At 64.7% G+C, this 18688-nt stretch carries 16 protein-coding genes and 1 pseudogene; 8 read left to right on the top strand and 9 right to left on the bottom strand.

Annotation, left to right across the window (positions count from 1 at the left end; translation table 11 throughout):
* The first annotated feature begins 85 nt into the window (after positions 1-85).
* A complete protein-coding gene (locus tag AOZ06_RS04230) occupies positions 86-766 on the top strand; it encodes a GmrSD restriction endonuclease domain-containing protein (RefSeq protein WP_054288217.1) in 681 nt (226 codons plus the stop codon).
* A gap of 485 nt (positions 767-1251) precedes the next feature.
* Positions 1252-1716 carry an ANTAR domain-containing protein gene (locus tag AOZ06_RS04225; RefSeq protein ID WP_157232807.1) on the top strand — a complete coding sequence of 155 codons (465 nt, stop codon included), beginning with the start codon at positions 1252-1254 and terminating at the stop codon, positions 1714-1716.
* A 70-nt stretch (positions 1717-1786) separates the two neighbouring features.
* Here AOZ06_RS04225 and AOZ06_RS04220 read toward each other — a convergent pair whose 3' ends face one another.
* Positions 1787-2605 (bottom strand): lipase family protein, encoded by an 819-nt coding sequence (locus AOZ06_RS04220; RefSeq protein WP_054288215.1) that lies wholly within the window; start codon positions 2603-2605, stop codon positions 1787-1789.
* 599 nt (positions 2606-3204) lie between these two features.
* Here AOZ06_RS04220 and AOZ06_RS04215 point away from each other — a divergent pair.
* Complete coding sequence (locus AOZ06_RS04215) at positions 3205-3441, top strand: hypothetical protein (RefSeq protein ID WP_157232806.1); 237 nt, start codon at positions 3205-3207, stop codon at positions 3439-3441.
* Positions 3442-4415: 974 nt separating this feature from the next.
* Here the strand turns inward: AOZ06_RS04215 and AOZ06_RS04205 are convergent.
* Complete coding sequence (locus AOZ06_RS04205; protein WP_157232805.1) at positions 4416-4988, bottom strand: hypothetical protein; 573 nt, start codon at positions 4986-4988, stop codon at positions 4416-4418.
* 141 nt (positions 4989-5129) lie between these two features.
* Here AOZ06_RS04205 and AOZ06_RS57605 point away from each other — a divergent pair.
* Positions 5130-5395: pseudogene (locus AOZ06_RS57605) on the top strand (IS630 family transposase); the annotation flags it as partial.
* 160 nt (positions 5396-5555) lie between these two features.
* Here the strand turns inward: AOZ06_RS57605 and AOZ06_RS04200 are convergent.
* The 7 genes from AOZ06_RS04200 to AOZ06_RS04165 form a co-directional block, all read right to left on the bottom strand.
* Positions 5556-6917, bottom strand: coding sequence for a hypothetical protein (locus tag AOZ06_RS04200; RefSeq protein ID WP_157232804.1), 1362 nt, complete (start codon positions 6915-6917; stop codon positions 5556-5558).
* Between the two features lie 1012 nt (positions 6918-7929).
* Positions 7930-8475, bottom strand: coding sequence for a DUF6262 family protein (locus AOZ06_RS04195; protein ID WP_054288210.1), 546 nt, complete (start codon positions 8473-8475; stop codon positions 7930-7932).
* Positions 8472-10196: a tyrosine-type recombinase/integrase gene (locus tag AOZ06_RS55820; RefSeq protein WP_157232803.1), complete on the bottom strand. Its 1725-nt coding sequence runs from the start codon at positions 10194-10196 to the stop codon at positions 8472-8474. Before AOZ06_RS55820 ends, AOZ06_RS04195 begins: the two co-directional genes overlap by 4 nt.
* A gap of 721 nt (positions 10197-10917) precedes the next feature.
* Entirely contained in the window at positions 10918-12021 is a 1104-nt protein-coding gene (locus tag AOZ06_RS04185; protein WP_236952070.1) for a tyrosine-type recombinase/integrase, read from the bottom strand.
* 478 nt (positions 12022-12499) lie between these two features.
* The gene (locus AOZ06_RS04180) at positions 12500-13042 is read right to left on the bottom strand and encodes a hypothetical protein (RefSeq protein ID WP_054288208.1); all 543 of its coding nucleotides are present in this window, start codon (positions 13040-13042) and stop codon (positions 12500-12502) included.
* Between the two features lie 509 nt (positions 13043-13551).
* Complete coding sequence (locus AOZ06_RS04175) at positions 13552-13848, bottom strand: hypothetical protein (RefSeq protein WP_157232802.1); 297 nt, start codon at positions 13846-13848, stop codon at positions 13552-13554.
* A 1139-nt stretch (positions 13849-14987) separates the two neighbouring features.
* The gene (locus tag AOZ06_RS04165; protein WP_054288205.1) at positions 14988-15176 is read right to left on the bottom strand and encodes a hypothetical protein; all 189 of its coding nucleotides are present in this window, start codon (positions 15174-15176) and stop codon (positions 14988-14990) included.
* 765 nt (positions 15177-15941) lie between these two features.
* On the opposite strand from AOZ06_RS04165, the gene AOZ06_RS61900 reads away from it, so the two are divergent.
* From AOZ06_RS61900 to AOZ06_RS04150, 4 genes are read left to right on the top strand one after another with little or no spacing between them, the layout of a single operon-like run.
* Positions 15942-16067: a lasso RiPP family leader peptide-containing protein gene (locus AOZ06_RS61900; protein ID WP_157232801.1), complete on the top strand. Its 126-nt coding sequence runs from the start codon at positions 15942-15944 to the stop codon at positions 16065-16067.
* Between the two features lie 30 nt (positions 16068-16097).
* A complete protein-coding gene (locus AOZ06_RS04160; RefSeq protein WP_054288204.1) occupies positions 16098-17960 on the top strand; it encodes an asparagine synthase-related protein in 1863 nt (620 codons plus the stop codon).
* A complete protein-coding gene (locus AOZ06_RS04155) occupies positions 17957-18217 on the top strand; it encodes a lasso peptide biosynthesis PqqD family chaperone (protein WP_054288203.1) in 261 nt (86 codons plus the stop codon). Before AOZ06_RS04160 ends, AOZ06_RS04155 begins: the two co-directional genes overlap by 4 nt.
* Positions 18214-18681 carry a lasso peptide biosynthesis B2 protein gene (locus AOZ06_RS04150; RefSeq protein WP_083471493.1) on the top strand — a complete coding sequence of 156 codons (468 nt, stop codon included), beginning with the start codon at positions 18214-18216 and terminating at the stop codon, positions 18679-18681. Before AOZ06_RS04155 ends, AOZ06_RS04150 begins: the two co-directional genes overlap by 4 nt.
* Positions 18682-18688 lie beyond the last annotated feature (7 nt).

Raw genomic sequence — 18688 nt, 5'->3', positions numbered from 1 at the left:
AACCTGGTGACCTTCAAGCACATATCGGGGGACCAAGACGAAAGGCGTGACGATGTTGCGACAGGTAATGCGAGTAGGGGTCACGATGACGGCTGTGTTGGCGGTCGTGGTGCCTGCGGTCGTGGTGCCTGCGGCCGGGGTGGCGGCGGCAGGCTCGACGGCGGACGCGCCAGCGGCGGTGGGCTCGCAACGGCTAGTAGCGGGGTTTCCCGTTCCAGTGGACAAGAAAACGGCAAAGACCTATCTGGGCAAGCTCAAGGTCGACGCGCTGAACACTGGCGCTGGTTACGACCGGAAGGACTTCGCGTGGACCACACCGAAGGGGTCGAAGTGTTCCACCCGCAACACCATCCTCAAGCGAGACGGCAAAGGTGTCACCACCGACGCCAACTGCAAGATCACCAAGGGAAAGTGGATCTCGCGCTACGACTCGGACACGTCGTGGATCGACCAACCATCCAAGATCGATGTTGACCATGTGGTGCCCGCCAAGCACGCCTACATGTCCGGCGCCAACAAGTGGCTGCCATCCCGGCGCAGTGCGTTCGCCAACGACACCGCTCGGCCGCAGTTGATCGCGGTGGACCAGTACACCAACCGGTCCAAAGGTGACAAATCCCCGGACCAATGGATGCCGCTCAACCAGCGGTTCCACTGCATGTACGTGCGGGCATGGATCCAGGTGAAATACAGCTACGCCCTGACCGTCACTCCCGCCGAAAGCACGAAACTGACCAGCGTGCTGGACAACGACTGTGGGCGCTGACCCACGCCGTGTGACGGTCACCGAACCACACCCGCACCTGTCCTGCCGTGGCGTCGATCACGACGTCCCCGACGGGCGGTGGCAGCCACGCCGCCGGACGGGACAATGGGGCGGTGCGGTCGCAGAGAACTCGGGAGATCTCTTCCGACCTTCGTCGGAGATACATCCGTTGAGTCCGGTCGCGATGGTGGGTTACGCGCTGGTCAGTGTATGAGTCCTGACTGGCGTGTCGGCTGGCCGGGTGAGCACTTGAACGTCGTCTTCGTAGAGGACTGTGCCGGGCGGCGTTCGACCCAGCCAATGCCGTAGCGGTCGAGCAGATCGAGGTAGCCGGGGGACTCAGTCGAGCACATGGGTTGCGGCTTGTTTGAACCAGCAAATCACGATGGGTTTGTGGTCTTGTTGAACAGGGTTGGGTCCATGGTCGCAGGGTCGGCGCACGGCGGGAAGGGGGTGCGGGTGTCGGTGGGTGAGGCGCATCAGCGGTGGCCGATGTTCGCCGATGCGGCCAGTCGGCGCGGCGTGTCCAGTTACTTGTCGGCTCCGCTGTTCATCGATCGGGAGTACCACGGCTCGCTCAACTTTACGGGCACGACCTCCACGAGTTCCGTGAGCTCGACGCTGCGCTGCTGGAGATGTACCACCGCGGCAGTGACCGCGCTGCGCACCGCGCGCCATTATCTGCGAGCCGGGAGCACATCGCTCACCTGCGGGAGGCACTGACGTGCCGGGCGGTGATCGACCAGGCCAAGGGCATCATCATGGCCGCCCACCGGTTCCCCGCCGACGAGGCGTTCGCGGTGCTGGTCGAACGGTCCCAATGCGTCAACATCAAGCTGCGGGAACTGGCCACACGGTTCGTCGCCGACGTGATCGGTGCTGAAGTGCGCCAATCGCAGCAGCGTGCCGATCACCCTGCCGTGCTGATCACGGGCCATGGGGTCGAGTGAAGTGGTGTTTGACCAACCAGTGCTTGACTGAGACGAACGGGGTTCCGGCAAGCGCGATGACGCGTCGGGGTCAGCCTGCGTTGGTGCGCAGGGCTTCGAGGTAGCGGTTCATGACGTGGTCGCGGACGCCGTCGCTTGCGGGGGCGAAAGGGTCGGCAGTCAGGCCCTTGGCGCGGTCGGCGAGACCGCCGAGAACGGTCATGCTGTCGCGGATCTTGCCGTTGGCGTCGATGTAATGCACTGCCTCGGTGTGGTGGAACGCAGGCTCGGGCGGTACCTGGGGGACGATGTCGTTGTTGTTGACGAACCGGTGTGTGCGGTCGCGGAACGCTTCGTCGTGGGCCTTGGCGAGGGTGCGGTCGCATACGCGGGGTTGGCCGAAGGTGTAGACGCCGTCGGCGAGCAGTCGTGGTTCTTCGAAATGCAGGCGCATGGCGGCTAGGGCGGCCAGGGCGCCGCCGAGGCTGTGGCCGGTGAACCAGATCGTCTGGTCGTTGTCGCGCAACTCGCTGATCGCGTCGCGCACCTGCGGGTAGATCGACTGGAGGGCTTCGCCGAAGCCGAAGTGGACGAAGCCGGTTCCGGCGGGTCCGGGCCAGGGCGGGGTGGTGCTGTCGGAGAGCCAGTCCTGGATCTTCTTGGGTTCGGTGCCGCGGAACGCGGTGACGACCATGCGGTCGCAGGCCGCGGTGAATGCCTGGGTGTCCTCCAGCGGGAACGGCGGTCGGAACGTCGTCTCGTGGTGGCGGAACCGGTCGAATCCCCACTTCCGTGCCGTCTGCTCGATGGTCTCCGGTGGCTGGTAGGCGAGTTGGGCGGCCTCGGCCATCCAGTACGCCTGCCGCAGGCTGTATCCGGTGGCACTGTGGTCGAGTGTCGGGACGGGCATCGCGAACCTCCCTGCCTGGTAGGAAAGAAATCGTCGTTTCAGTTCTAGCCGCAGGGGTCTACGCCGTGCTTGTCGAACGGGCCGGTGCCACCCGGAGGTGCGGCGACCGCACTCGTCCGTGTCATCCATTGCTCCGATCAACCGGATACTCATGACGGTCTGCCGGGAGCGATCACGCCGTCGAGGGTGGCGATGCCGACCGTCAAGGGTCAAGCGTGACCTACCGCGTTGGGCTCGTCTTCTGGTATAGCTGGGTCAGCACACCGGCGGTTTCCGTGCGTCGCCGAAACCGTTCGGCTATGTCGGGATCATCCAGCCGATCTCGTGAGCAAGTCCGCGGTGACCGGTACGGTCCCTCGCCGTCCGTCCGATCGACCAGCGCCGCCGCCAGCAAACTCGCGGTGGCGGGCGGTGCGTCGCTGGCCCACCTCTCCGGTTTACACACGCTCCGGCCGCAGGTGTACACGGCGACGAGCCGGGTGGGGCGTGGGAAGCTCCGATGAGGACCGGGGTTTTCGTGCCGCGGAGTGGTGGGAGTTACCCGATCGTGTTGCCCCAGACGGCGTCGGGGCTCGGCCGTTCGGTGTGCGGTGGCAACGATGTCGTCGACCAGTTTCGGCCACCGGACTTCGGGCAGGTCGTGGCCCATGGCGGTGTGCGGGGTGTACTCGGAGCCGGGGATGGCCTTGTGGGTGGGCCTGTCCGCCGGTGATGTTGATGACGCTGTCCTCGACGCCGCGGATGACCAGGGTGGGCGTGGTCAGCCTGCCCAGGTCGGCGGTGCGGGTGCGGGCGTGGAGGATGGCGGCGAACTGGTTCTTGGTGCCCTGGGGTAGAAGCTGCAGTCGTAGGAGGTTTCGGCGAACTGGCGGCGCCGTGCCTCTTCGGCGTCGGCGCGGGTCTTGGCGCCGATGACACACGGAAGATGTCGATGATGTGCTCGATGGCCTCGTCGCGGTCATCGGGTGTGGGCGCCAGCAACTTCTCCCGGGCTTCCTCGGACGGCTGCCACGAGGGGGTTGCCGGTGGTGCTCATGATTGAGCACAGGGTGCGGACGCTTCCGGGGTGGTCCAGCAGGCCGACGGTGTCCTCGCCATCTCGGCCAAGTGGTAGAGCGGTGGGCGGTCGCCGGTGTCTTGATCCTGCTCGACAGGCGTAGTGCATTCGCCGGTTTACCCCGGGCAGTTCGGGTCACGGCCGCCACAGCGATGTGGCTTGATGACACTGATTGGCATCATGTCAAGGTAATCGGCCAGCGATCAGTGGACAGATAGACGACATTCGTTGGTCAACCTGTTGTGTGCCAACGGTTTGCCTGGTTCACGACGGCCTGGCGTGCGGTGACGCGTATCGGTGCCAGGACCTGGTGTGCCAGCGCGTCACGCGCTGACGCTGTCGGAGGGCCACACTCTCCGCTGTCGGACACGAAAAGACCGTACTTCGCAATGTTGAGCGTCATGACCATCCGACGCGGCCTGGTCGGTGTCATCACCGTCCTCACGATCAGCGGGGTCGGCACCGCGGCAGCGGGTGTCCATGTCCAGCCGGAACCGCCCGGAAGGGGTGACGTGGGTCCGGACAAGGGGGCGGAGGTTCTTCACCCGCCGACGAACCCGAACGAGACAGGGCCGGGAAGTGGCTCCACGCCGCGCCCACCGCCGCAATGGCGGTGGGCGCGGCCGAAGATGTGCGAAGCACGACCGATGAAGTCCAGCCGCATGATGGTGACGCACAGTGGTACCGGGCAGATAAGGTCACGACTGCATTACTTGGGGCGTGATCGATGACATCGCAATCAACGCACAGGGGCTACTTGCGGGTGATGTGCCATTCCACCACGTAAGAGTTCGTCTCTGCCCCGTTGTGGCCCAAGCGAACAACTTTCCACTTGTCGGAGTCGCTCCGTTCGACGCCGCTACGGTTCGGGTCGTGAGCGTCACAAATAGCCCAGACTTCGAAGACATGATCGTTCCCGTAGTTGTATCCGACGAGGAAACTGACGCCGTAGTAGGTACTGTCGTAACCGGCCACGAAGTTGGCGGTTTCTCCGGACTTGAGTTCGCTCGGAGGCTCTGAATTCTTGTTCCAGGTACCGTAGGAGACCTCCTTCTCGTGAAGACGGAGGGTGACGCCGGTGTCGTTGGTAACGATCCCCCTCACGGTACGCCAGGTGCGAGGTTCGGACATGCCGGTTTCGTTCTTCGTGGCAGCCGAGGCAACGCCGACAGGAACCACGAGGCAGAACGTCGCCACCGCGACCATGATGAGAGACCAGAATCGCTTGACGGACAATCTATATTGGCCCATGACTTTCTTTCCTTTCCTGTGCTGGAAGGGCAATTTCCCAACGTCGTCGACGTCGCGAATCTTCTCTGAACCCAATTAGTAGAACTACGCAACCCGCGCCGCTCCTCGTCCTGCCGTTTGGCGGACATGGCATCAGCTGGCGGGGCGGGCCGAATGCGACCGATCCGACTGGGCGCCTTGAGCTTAGAAAAACACGGAATTGCGGTCAAACGCTGACTGACGGTTCATCCCCGCTTCACCGTGCACTTCACCCCTGACCTCAAACTCCTGGCTCAACCTCATCGAACGCTGGTTCTCCGAACTCACCACCAAGAAACTCCAACACGGCAGCCACCAGTGTCCACGCACTCAACCACGACATCCGCACATGGATCCAGACCTGGAACGACGAACCACGGCCCGATGTCTGGACCAAGACCCCTGCCCAGATCCTCGACTCCCTCGCACGCTACTGCGCACGAATTAGAAACTCAGGACACTAGTCAGAGGCGGGTAGCGCGACCACGGCGACCTTGAGTAGGTCAGCACAGGTCGTGACCGGCCTGCGCTGGCACGCCCCACCCTCACAGGTGCACACACCCACGCCGACTACGCAGTGGTCATGAACGGGATGTCTCGTGCGGACGGGCGTGCTGCGCGGGCTTATTTGGAGTATCCGCGATGGACACACACGATCTGCTTGTTGGTGCCGCCGCCCTCCAGGCGGTAAGAGCCGAACGTCACGGCCGGTGTCACGGAGCTGGAGTGGTGAGGGAGTTGCTGCGGCGCGTTCCACTCGCGAACCCGGTAGTTGGTGAAATCCTGCACGTCGGCGGTGACCAAAGACAGGCTGTTGTCACCACTGTGGGTCACGAACGCGAGATTCACTTCGTTGTGGGTCTCGGCGCAGTAGGCGATAGCCGGTCCCCGGTTCGTTGTCGCACCGGGCACCTCCTGAGGGACACTCCAGGCGTTGGCGTCAGGTTTCTTGATGATCCACTTCACCTTGCCAAGTTCTTCCCACGCGCACACGAGCACCCCGTCGGTCGCGGCGGTCAACGCCGGCGCGTGTTGGCTCATCATGCCGTCGTGAACCTCTTGTGGTTTCGTCCACGTCCACGGTTGATGGGACAGGTCCATCTCCATCCACGTCACGGGATACCTCCCCTGGATCCCGACCGTCGTGTCGGTGTAGACGCACACCAGCTTGTCGCCCGTCACACACAAGGCCGGGCGCCACAGGCTGTACGCGTCGCCGGCCGGGCGGGCCTGGTCCCAGGTACCGGAGATACCATCGCCGGACCGTCTGGTCCAATGCAATGGGTAGCTGACGACTTTCCTGCCATAGATGGCGAACAGGCCATGCTGAGGATGCCAGGCCATGCCCGGACCGGCCGGGGAACAGTGCTCCTCCGGTAGCTTCTCGTCCTTGGACCACGCACCGTCCTTGAACACCGTCAAGTACAGGTGCTCGTCATCATGGCCGCCGCGGTGCAGGCACAGGAACGTGTTGTTGTTCGTTACCGAGAACGCGGGCGCGGCGACACTGTGATGGCTGGGGAAGCGCATGTCTGTGCCCCACCCCTTGCCGTTCTCCCACGCAGCCCACCACAGCGCCGTGTCCCCAGGAGGAGGCGTTGGCGGCGGCTGTGCCTCACCGTCGTGCCAGACGGTCGGCACCAGTGCACCGGGAACCAGCCACGGCGAGCTGAACCGGATCCCTGTCCCCTGGTCGATGAGCTTGACCCACCACTTCCGCAGCTCAATGTAGAGCTGGACGATGCTGCCGACCCTGGGGTTTTTCTTGTGCAACTTCTTCAACATCGGCTTCAGCTCGTCGATGTTGTTCATCAGGAACTTGACCGCATGCCTGTTGAGCGAGACGTGAAAGCCCCACCACACCGGATCGAAGCTGACAGCAGCCTCGCCCGCCAGCACCTCGCAAGCGACCGCGTCCGGACATGCCACACCGGCCGAAATCGACTCGACAACATCAGTCGAGGAAACATCAACGTCACTCGTCACGAGGCACCCCCGCTCGAGGCGACACCCTGCTCGTGTCGCGTGCCCGGACGATCGACCACACGACTGGCGCCCGTGCCGACGGCCCGTACCGGCGTGGCTGTCGTTTCGGCGTCTGTCACGGAGGACGTCGATGTCCTCCACGGGATATCTGCAACGCCAGTGGCGTCGGTAAGCACGATGTCGCCCGGCTCAAGCAGGCTTGCTGACGGGTAAGACATGAAATTTCACCTTCCTAGCTGAACGGCGAGTTCATTGGTAACGGGGAGATGTGGCGAAGCCGAGCTCGAAGCGTGAGTTGACAGCGTTGGTCGGCGAACAGCGTGCCGTCCTTACCGGACTGAAGAAGGGTTTGCCCGTCTGTTGTCCTCTATCCCTGCACACGAGCGCTTCACTCGTGCTGGTGGATGCCTCCACGACTGCGTGACAGGCCATCAGCGCGCGACATCACTGAGCGCATTCAGCTGTTCAGGCCCTGCGAAACGCGTCCCGCCACCACACGTATTCACGGCACCTGCACTGAGGATGGCCTGGGTGCCGGCAACGTCTCGGGTGGTGCGCGGAGTTTGTACCTGCGCCTCGAGTTGGCGGCACCGGAACTCACGATCAGGTCGTCGTCCGAGCTCGTGCCCGGCAAGGTTTGGGCCGGACTTGGCGCGGTGGCGGGTCACCAGTCGGCGGCCGATGTCGTGGCGGGCTGGGCTGCGTCGACTGGTTCGGCGAAAAAAAAGGGGGTGGGTGTGGGTAGGACGACGAGGTGGGTCGTGGCACGCAACTGCTGGCTGCGGTGGCGGGCGCAGTGCCCCCGGCCACCGCTTGAGCCAGCGCGACCGGACGCGGTTGCTATGGGGATTGGCACGCGCAGGAACGGTGCAGCTTAGGTCCGGACACCTCGCCAGCCAGTTGTCCGGAGTTAGCTGGCGGACCGTAGGTCAGCGGTTCCCTCGGGAAGTTTTGTTTGATCTAGATATTCTGGCTGGTCAATGGCCTTCTGATGGTGCACTACAGGTGTTGCTCACGAGGATGGTTGTTGCGCACGGCTGTTGATGAGCGTCATCAGATCGCGGTTGGCTGCGCGGGCTGCTGAGAGCTCGTCGTCGCGATCTTGAAGGTTCTGGCGGCAGTCGAGGAGCTGCTGTTCGAGTTCCGCGACACGCGTGCGCAGCTTGTCGGACTCGTCGGTCCGTGTCAGGCCGGCGTCATCGAAGACCTTGTCGCCGAAGACTTCGGAGAGCCTTTCAGCGAGCTTGGCCTTCTGATGTCGGAGGCGTTCATTCTGGGCTCGGAGGTTGGCGATGTCGGCCAGCAATGATCGATGGCTGGCCCGGGTGCTGGACTGTGGAGGATCGGGTTCGGCGGCCAGTGCGAGGATCTGGGCGCGCAGATCGTCGTGCCTGTAGAGAAAAGAGCGGTCCACTCCTGCCTGACGTGCGACGGCGGAGACGGTGATTTCCTCACCATTGACGCGGAGTCGGGCGAGGGTGTCGATGACCTTCTGCCGACGGCGGGTGCTGTCCGTGCGGCGGCTGGCGATGAGGCTCTCGGTGGATTTCGACGTCATGGCTGACTGGTTTTCAGCTCCGGATCGGGCGCGGGCGGCGAGATGGTGGGAAGCCCGAGGTGCACGGTTTGACGAGTGCGGCGGACGACCCGGACGGCTTCTTCGATCTGCTGACGGTCGCCGTCGCTAAGGCCGTCCAGGTCCTGCTCGACGCGACGGATCAGCTGCCGCAGCCGGGTGATCTCGTGCTCGGAGGGCATCGCCTCGGCGCGGGCCCACTCGTCCAGCTCGGTCGCGGACCGGATGCGTTCGCGGTCGCGCAGCAGCGTGTCGAGATAGTCCTTCAGCTCGGGCAGGTAGGAAGGGTCAGAGCGGAAGTGGCCGCAGCCCAAGCATCGGAAACGGAACGGACACCCGCCTCCACCGGCCTGGACGTTAGAGGGCTCGGTGCAGCTGCCGAAAGGAACGGCGACCTGGCCCACGACGAGGCGCTGGTGTTCGCTTTCCAGTAGCGCGCGTGCCTGACTCCAGACGTGCTGGCCGCGGCCGTCGAACTGGTGCGCCGCGAGCGCGTCGACCGCCTTGCGGACCCGGGTGGCGGTCACTGAGTAATAGCCTTGGGTGGTGACCAGGGAACGATGACCCATGAGTTCCCGCAGGACATCGACCGGGGTTCCGGCGTCGGCGTGCCGCTGCGCGTAACTGTGCCGGTAGGCGTAGAGGAAGACGGCCGCCTTGTCGAACTCGGTGCCGTCTGGCCGTCGCAGTGCTCCCAGCCCATCCACCCAGCTGCGGTGTGCCGAGGCGAGGACGTCGTCGGAGATCGAGCACGTGCCGTCTGGATTACGGGTCGCTCGGGGCACCAGCACCAGCTCCGACAGTGATGTGTCGCCGAAGCGTGCCCGGACGTGCTGTTTGTGTTCGATGATCAGAGCGGCGGTGGCGTCAGCGATCGCCAGACGGCGTCCCACGCGGTTGTTCTTGAAGTCGGTGTAGATCAATGCGTACTTGCCGTCGCGGTCCTGATCGAGGCAATCCCAGGGGAGTTTGCAGATCTCGTTCGGACGACGACCGGTATCGATCAGCAGCTGAACAGCCACTCGTGCGTCTCGGCCAGCTGCGGCTTCCAGTTGGCCCAGGGACGCGATCAGGGGGTTGAGCACGGAGTCGGGCAGCGCCCGACCTGGCCGGTCGTCCTTGGGAACCGCTGGCAGGTCATTGCGCCGGAATGCGAACTCCTGACTGAGTCCGGCCATGGGTCGTCCCGCTCGATCCAGACCTTGAGCGCGGCACTCGCGCAGGACCAAGGCTGCGTGCTGGGCGGTCTTGCGGCGTTGGTGAGCGGAGATCTGGCTCGTGCTCTCCTGGTGCTTAAGCCGGTTGAGGAAGGCAACGATGTCCGCGCGGCCCAGATCCGCCGGGATCATGCCGTGATCGTCGCGGTGTAGTCGGAGGCTGTTGCCCAGCGCGGCAATGCTGTTGACGTGGTCGCGCAGAACAGCGACGACGTTCTCACCGCGGCGTAGCGGCAACTCCTCGGATACCCAGTGCTTTGCGGCGTCGCGCAGCCATGGCTGGGTGATCACGGTGAAGTCCAGGCGCTTGCGACCGTGGCCGAACAGATGCATCTGCCATACGTCTTTGGCTTGTTCGTCGTCGGGGTTGGCAGTCTGCCGACTGACCGCTCGTTGCATGTCGGTGAGAGGACTCCGCTGGTGCCTGGGAAGTGGGGCGGCGTCGAAGTCCAGGATGCTGCTGCTGGTGGCCAGCCGTCGCAGCAAGCAGCGCAGGATGAACGGTTCCGTGCGCATTCCGAGCCGTGACCGTTCTTGTAGGCCGTAAAGCACTTGGAGCTGCACGAGAGATGGCAATCCTCGCAGGACCACTTCGTTCTTCTCGGTGACCGGGTAGGTCGAACGGCACCAGGTGTCGAAGTCGTGCGCCTCGCCCTGGCGCTGTAGTTGCCACCAACGGTTGTCGTGAGCGCGGCATAGACCTCGTCGGCCGTGTGCTTGCCGTGCGCAGACGTGAACTTGGCACCGGCCGAAGCTCGGCAGCGGCTGCGCCTCGGGTGCTCCACGAACGCAGCGGGCGACAGCTGCAGCTGTTTGCGTTGGTGTTCATGGGTGACACACAGCTTGGTTTGGTTGGTGCGGGTCGGACGCGGGCATCCGTTGACCGCGCAGATCATCTCGCCGGACTGCTTCTTGCGGACAGGAGCCGCAGCAACGAACTCCTCCATCCCCATAGCGCTTGCCTGGAATGCCTTGCGGCAGGTCACACATAGGCCGTCGGGCAACTGCCGCTGTTCTCGGCAGTCACGGACCGAGCAAGGCCTGCCCACCAACAACGGATGGTCCTGCGGCGGGGCGAGGACCTGCCTGTTCGAATCCCATCCCGCCTCGGTCAAGAACTGGTCGTCCAGCAATGATCGCAGCCGTTCGACCTCCGTAATCCCACGCCGAGCCGGTTCAGCGCCCCCGACAACAGCCAAAGGTGCGTTCACCGGCGTTCACCGGCCGGTGTGTGGGACACGGCGACGCGTTCGACGGCGGCCCGCAGCCGCTCGGGTGAGGGATGCAGATAAACCTGTGTCGAGCTCACCTGGGCGTGACCGAGCAGGCTTTGGGCCTCATCAACGGCTCCGCCCGCCTCCAGGACGTTGGAGGCAAACCCGTGTCGTAGCTGATGCGGATGCACCAGCCGGTCAAGACCCGCCCGCCGCGACAGACCTTCCAGCAGTTCGTTGACCGCGCCCGGTCGCATAGGCATCCCCAGCGGCGGGTGGAAGAGGTTGACCAGTACGAAATCGCAATCACGAGCCTGGCGGCATCGATCACGCTCGAAGGAGTAGGTGTCGTGCGCCAGCACGACCAGATCGTCAACCGGGACTGCGCGGGACCTGCGGGACTTCGCCCATGCCCCGTTCACGTTGTCCCTGCGGCGCACGTGCAGGTGCGGACCGGTCATCGCGCAGCCCAGACCGGAGGCGTCGGCGACGAAGTGGATGTCCTCGCGGCGCAGCCCGCACAACTCACCCCGGCGCAGCCCCGCCCGCGACATCGCCATCACAATGAACCTGTCGCGAGCCGAGCGACAGGCGCCCAGCAACGCAATGACTTCCTCGTCGCTGGCCCGATCCACCTGAGTCTCGGGCTCCGAGAGGCGATGGCGTGGACGAGCGACATAGTTCAGCGTGCTGTCCTCGCCGCGAGCCTCCACCGGCAGATGGCGATCATCGCTGATCTCGAACAGCATCGCCAGCACAGCGGGCGGCACGATTCCCAGCGCGACGCCGTGCCGCAGGAAACCACGCACCGCCGCGAGTACCCGATTGATCCGCCCCGGGCCACGTACCTCGGGCAATCCCGGCCCCGACACAGGGGAATCCGGGTCGCTGGGCGTGTGTCTGAGCCAGGTCACGAACGAACCAAGCCGGTCAGCGCTCGTCCGCCAGTCTCGTCCGCCTTGCTCGCACCAGCGCAGGTACAACGCCAGAGACTCCGCGTACGCCTTCGTGGTGCTCTCAGCCGCGTCCTGTCCCAACCGCAGGTGCTGAAGGTACTCGTCGGCAACGCCCACGACCTGGTAGTCCTCGTCGACCACAGTCCAGTACCGCTCCGACGACGGCAGCTTAACCGGAAACGCCCGCACACGCACCCTCCACGTTGGACAGCGCGGCGGAAGCTACCGATCGACCACCCCGTGCACCACAACCCGAACGAACGTGTCGTGCACGATCACCCCATCGTGCGAACTACCACAGTGCCCGACACTTCAAAGCTCCCGAGAGAACAGCGGCTTGCCATCCGCAAGGTTCAGCCGAACAGGACAGCGTCGGTGTCCGGGGCTAGTTGTCGGTGTGCGGAGATACATCGTCGGGGCATCGCCCCGAGCCCGCGAAGACGGCGCTTCGCGCCGCACACGAGCGCCGGACCATCGCGGTGTAGCCCTCGGCGGGCGGTGTCCCGTTGCCAGTCTCCCGAACGGGTGTTGTGGATCACCCGTCCGGGGACGGCAAAACCGGCCGCGGTGCCGAAGGAGTAGGGAAGTTGTGCGGCGCATCCTCCACGCCACAACGGGGTCAGCCGATGAAGAAATCGCCGCTGACGGTGGCTTCGGTGGCGCCCTGGGGCGAAAGGCACTTCACCGCGCCGTTGATGATGCTGACGTTGATGTCGGAGCGGAACGCCGCGCCCTTGAACCGGCCGCTCACGACCGTGCCCCGCAGTTCCGCCTCGGCCAGGCTCGTGCCCGCCGCCCGGAAGTCGACGACGCTGGTCGAGGTGCTCCCATCCACCAGTTTCCAGGTGATCTTGCCCTTGCCCTCGTTGCCGCCAGGACTGCGGTGGCACGACATGCTGCCCTGGGTGGCGCCGTGGAAGGTGGCAGACAACACACCGCCTGTGTTGCCGACGCACCCGCGGTCGTCGGACTTGAATTTCAGAGTGACCTGCTGGAACTCCGTGCGGATACCGGGGTCGAACCTGGCCGGCCCGTTGACGCCGCATTCCACCGTCACGGCGGCCGGGTGGTCCCGGAACGGCGTGGCCTGCGCCGGGACGGCGGCAGTCGTGACCGCGGCACCGGCGACCAGGGCGATGAGCAACTTGCGCGCGAAACGCATGGCAACTCCCATGGAGTAATTGTGCGGCTTGGACCGAAGCGTCACTCCCGGTCTCACGGCCATGACGCGGTGATCACCTCAAGGGCCGACAACCACCACGGCCCGGTCGGGTCGGTGTGTCAGCCGGGTAGCCAGCCGAAGATGGCGATCTCCTTGGTGGGCCTGGGGAGCCTCGACCGGGGTACACCCACGCGGTACCGTTCGACAGGCTTTAGGTGTCGTTCGGCTCCAGAGCCAACTCCGCCCTCCCGCGGCGGTGCCAGCAACGAAGGCCGGTCCATCGTCCCGGCAGACAGCATCGTCATCATGCAGCTCTCTCGGCGGGCGTTCCGCTTCCACTCTCGTGCTCCCGACCGCCTGCCCACCGGGACAACCAAGTATTCAGTTGATTCCCGCGACACGACCGAGGCCCCCCACGTTCTCCTGCCCAGCTCAGTCACTATGTGAACTTCGGAGTTTCATGGCGCCGATTCCGCACCCGCCTACCGACTACCATGAAAAGACAGAGCTCAGGACACACCGGGGATGGGGAACTTCTTCGGATCCGCTTTGTTGCCGTCCTTGTACTGGCTGACCAGCCTATCAACGGAACCCTTGTCGATCAGTTCGGCGAGAGCAACAGCTCCTTTCTCCTTCTTGTCGAGATCGTCCGTGCTGGCTCCGCCTGCAAGCTTGGACACGGCGCTCAGCAGGGCCTTCGATATGCCGGAGACCACGTTTCCCAGCTCAGCGATCTTGGCCTCGTTCGCCACCGATTCGGTGACAGCTGTGGGGGATACGCTTTCGCCTAGTTTTTTCGTGTCCATGGTCAACTCCTCTTCATGTGATCAGAAGATTTGCGATCTAGATGCACATCCTATATTCATGTCCCACCTATTATTGACAAAGCGTGGGATGCCTGTCCATCCCCGGATGGAATGAACGACATTCACGATGCAGTCAATATTCGCGAAAATGGTCACACACCGTGTTCAGCGTGATGGATAAGCATTGCTCTATTGTGATGGAATTCGTGAACTCGCCGGGTTTAGATGGATGTTTTTTGGGGATTGTCAGGCCACTGTGGTGCGCAGCAGCGCCAGCCTGTCCAACCTCACCCGCGAGTCAGCAGTCCAAGCTGTCGTGGACGGCACCGAGGGCATTACTCGCCAGATCATGGATTCGATCCCTCTGGACCTGGACGCTGAGACCACTACCGGAAGTTCCAGAAGGAGCACGTCGGCCCCGCACGTCCCACTGACGGGACGCGCTTCAACAAGATTCATAGGACCGGGACCGTTCGGAGAACGGTCGATGTCCGAACACCGAGGCAGCTTGGTGTTGACCTCTTCGGCGGGCCCAGCATCCGCAAACCAGCCAAGGGCAGCGACATCAAACGCCGTGTCGCCGCATCCTGGTTCGTCAGGAAACACCGCTGCGGCGGCAACACCCTGCTGTACCGCCGCCTGCTCAACTCCGTCATCCTCCGCGACTGGGCCACCAAAATGGAGATCTTTACCGGCGTCTTGGCCCTCACCATGAACACCACCATCACCCACAAACCACGCACCACCGCCGAAGACACCAACCTCGCCACCACCCGATGGAGCCGACCCTGACCCGCCCCGTACCACCTCGACACCGCCACCGAGCCCCTCGCCTGGTCCACACGAAGCCGCCGTCACGCTCAGGACCCGCCGCTTGACCCACCACCCGCCGAGGTCGACCACGACCGGGATGTGTTCTTCGTTATGGTCGTCCAGGACAGTCCGAGAAGTTCGTTCAACACATGGAGAATAGATGCACTCGACCTGGCTCTCCATGAAGGACAAGGCTTTGTGACAGAGAACCATCTCTCGATGACTGCCAAGCCGTCCGGTTGTCGGGCTCGGCTGTCAGTACTGACGACCGACCGAGCCCATCCATCTCGACACACCGGGGGCAGGTATTCCCGCTGACTACGGGGTCAGCCGTTGCCTGTTGCCGACTTGATCTTGCTGGCCTGGTCGACCATGCCTTGCGTGACGGTCCCGCCGGAACCTGCGGAGATCACGCTGTTGACAAGACCGGAAATGCCGGAGCTGGCGTCGCCGACGGTATCGCCGAGGTCGCCGGGGAGCTTGGACGTGTCGTTGAGGCTGGGCTGGTCGGTCATAAGATCATCCCTTTCGCGGTGCTGGTGCGTGCTGCTTCTCATGAAGCGACACGATTGGTCCCTTATGGCCTACCCCGCAGACCATCGCGCTGAACTGTCAAGCGCGATTGCCACTCGCGCGAGTGGCAATCGCGCGAGTGGCAATCGCGTGCGCAGCAGGAGGTGCTGACGTGACGTGGCTGGGCCGTAACTCACTACCGCCCACAGTAGACATAAAGTGGACAGATACAGCAGTCGTGATGCACTGTGTTCTGGTCAATCGCATCGGCGCTTCCTCCACTCGCGCCGTACTCCCTCTGCATCCAGTACTTCGTCACAGCACCGCGGTCGAGAAGGTGCTGGCAGCATCGTGGCCCGACGGTTGAGCAGGTAGAGCGTTCCCGTCGCCCGACGGGAACACCGGACCGGGGTCCTGTCGCACGTGTTCGGATTGCAGCCGAGACTGAGGCAATCGCGCTGGTCGGTAATGGGTGCGGTGATAGATGCGACGGTTCGGATCCGAGGCACAAAGGCGGGTAGAAACGGAAGCGCTGCGGGGTAACCGTTTTGTTTGTTTCTACTCGTTCTGTCGCGTGATCTATCAGGTGACACCTTCCCTCTGGAAGGCAGCTTCACTTGTGGCGACCGGTTACGGACAGGATCTGTTGGTCGCTGGTTCTGGGCAACGCCCCGCACGGAAGCGTGACCGCGTCATGTGACTGGTCAGTACGGCTGGTCTCCGTGCAACAGTGGGGTTTCCGGTGTTTCGAGTGAAAGGAACGAACCATGCAGACGAAGTCGGCAGAGTACGTCAAACCGGTTCTGCGTCAGGTTGGTGGTTTCGCCACGCTGACCCGCGGACTCCTCGGGAGGCGCAGGGATTCCCGTAACCGCTTGCGCCCTCAGGCCTGAAGCCCCTGACGAGCAGCGAAGGCGGCGGTTGTGAGCAGTGGACTGTCGCCCGGCGTTGAGGGTCACGGCGAGGAGTGGTTCGTCGTCCTTCCGGACTGCGCATCCGCACTCGCCGTGGCCTCGGCGTTGGGAGCAGGGCTGGGTCCGTACACAGTGGCCCAACGCGTCGAGCACCCGTCTGGTCGGCCGTGGCTGATCGGACGGTGGGATCCGGCGGACCTGGTGTTGGGGCCCGCGGGTCGCGTCGCGGTGGCGGTGCTGGGTTGTTGTCCCGTGTCGGCCCAAGAAGTCACGCGGATCGCCGAGCGGACGACCGACACCGTGAGGCTCGATCGCGCGGCGGCTGCGCTCGTGGGTAGTTTCCACGTCGCGGCGAGCGTGGATGGGGCAGTCCGGGTGCAGGGCGGCGTATCGGGCCTGCGGCGGGTGTTCCACGCCCGTGTGGGTGGCGTCGAGGTGGCCGCCGATCGGGCTGACGTGCTGGCCGCGTTGACCGGCGCTTGTATCGACGAGCAGCGACTGGTCGGGTGCCTGATGTTCCCCACGCCGCCACCGGCGTTGACGCGCGATCCGCTGTGGACAAGCGTGAGCGCGGTGCCCGAAGACCACTGCCTGTTGCTCGACCGGGACGGCCGGGCACGGACCAGGCGTTGGTGGTGGCCCCCGGAGCCCGTTCTGCCGCTGGAACAGGGAGCGCCGTTGCTGCGTGAGGCGTTGATCGCGGCCGTCCGGGCACGGACCCGGTCGGGACGCACGGTCAGCGCCGACTTGTCCGGGGGCCTGGATTCCACCACGATGTGCGCTCTGGCGGCCGCCGATGTCGACCCGCTGGTGGCGTTCACCGTCGCCAGCCTCGACCCCGCTGATGACGATGGCGTATGGGCGGACATCGCCGCCGCCGAACTGTCCACCATGCACCGTCTGGTAGTGACCGACGAGGACCTGCCGACGCCCTACGAAGACATCCTGCGTCCCGATGTGGCCAGAGAAGACCCCCACCCCGGCAGTCACGTGCGGGCCGAGGATAAGGCCAAAGCACGCTTGTTGGCCGCGCACGGATCGCGACTGCACCTGACCGGTGACGGCGGCGACGAGGTCCTGCAGGCCGCCACGTTCAGCTACCTGCCGGAACTGCTGCGGTCCCAGCCACGGACGGGATACCGGCACCTGCGGGGAATGCGTGCCCTGCACCGCTGGTCCTGGCCGACAACGTGGCGGCTGCTGAACGCACCGCGCGACGAGCGAAGCGAACTGCTCGCCTGCGCACGGGCCCTGACCGCACCTGACCGGTGCCTTCCCAGTGCGGTGTGGCTTCCACCGTGGGCGACAGCCACCGCCGTGGACGCCGCCCGTGATCTGCTGATCCGTACCGCGCACGACACACCACCGCACACGGCGAGCAAAGCCCGGCGCGACATCGTGCAGGTCGTGCGCCACAGTGGACGAATGATCCGCCGCTCCGCACTGGCCGCAGCCGCGGATGGCCTGCCCATGGCCGCGCCCTTCCTGGACGACCGCGTTGTCGAGGCATGCCTGGCCGTGCGCATCCACGAGCGCACCACCCCGTGGCGATACAAACCTCTGTTGGTGGAGGCGATGCGCGGGATCGTCCCGGCACGTTGCCTGACCCGCACGACCAAAGGCGGCACCACGCCGGAGTACGAGGCCCTGCCGCGCTACCGCAGCACCCTGCAGACGTTCTGGCACGAGGCAAGGCTCGCCGAACTCGGGCTGATCGACCTGGACCGTCTGCGCTCAGGACTGACCGGCGGGTGGGCCACCGATGAGGTACCGATCATGCTGGAATCGACTGTCGGCTGTGAACGTTGGCTGCGCGACCTGCAGTGCCCGGTCCTTCCCACCACCCCTTTGACGACAGGAGCGCCACGGTGACTCTTCGACTCGCCGAACACGTATCCCTGACCAGCACGGCGGATGGCGCGGTCCTCCTGGACGAACGCACCAGTCGCTTCTGGCAGCTCAACCCCACCGGTTACACAGTCCTGCGGACCCTGCTCGACGGTGGTGACCACGACCAGGTGGTGGGCCTGCTGCAGACCAGCAGCGACGTCGACCCATCCCAGATCAGCGCCGACATCGCTGATGTGGTCGACCAGCTATGCGCGGCCCAACTGGTGGTGCGGCGATGAGTGATTCCATGGCGCTGCCGCACCAACCGGGCGAGGCCACGGCCGGTCAGTGGCTTGTCGGTTGGCCGATCACAGTGACCGCACGAGCCCTGGCCACGCTTCCGCCGCGCCACATCCGTACGGTACTCACGCTCGTCAGTCGCCGCGCGCGTCCCGCGACCTACGCCGAGGCGAAGGCCGCGCGGACCACGATCACGTCGGTCAGCCCGCAGTGCGCGGGACCAAGATGCCTGCCGCGCTCCATCGCCACCGCGTTGCTGTGCCGGTTGCGCGGCTCGTGGCCAGCCTGGTGTGTCGGGGTCCGCACAGCGCCATTCGCCGCTCACGCGTGGGTCGAAGCCGAGAACCTGCCGGTCGATGAACCGCCCGGCACCGACAGTTTCCGTGTCCTGATGACCGTGGCGCCACGTCCCACCCCGGCGAGCGTGACCCGAGCCGCGATGCCAGGTGGCACACTCCCATGACCGTTAC

Source organism: Kibdelosporangium phytohabitans, assembly GCF_001302585.1.
GTDB lineage: Bacteria > Actinomycetota > Actinomycetes > Mycobacteriales > Pseudonocardiaceae > Kibdelosporangium > Kibdelosporangium phytohabitans.
Note: the sequence above shows the minus strand (reverse complement) of the source record. Positions and strands in the feature narration are given on the sequence as shown.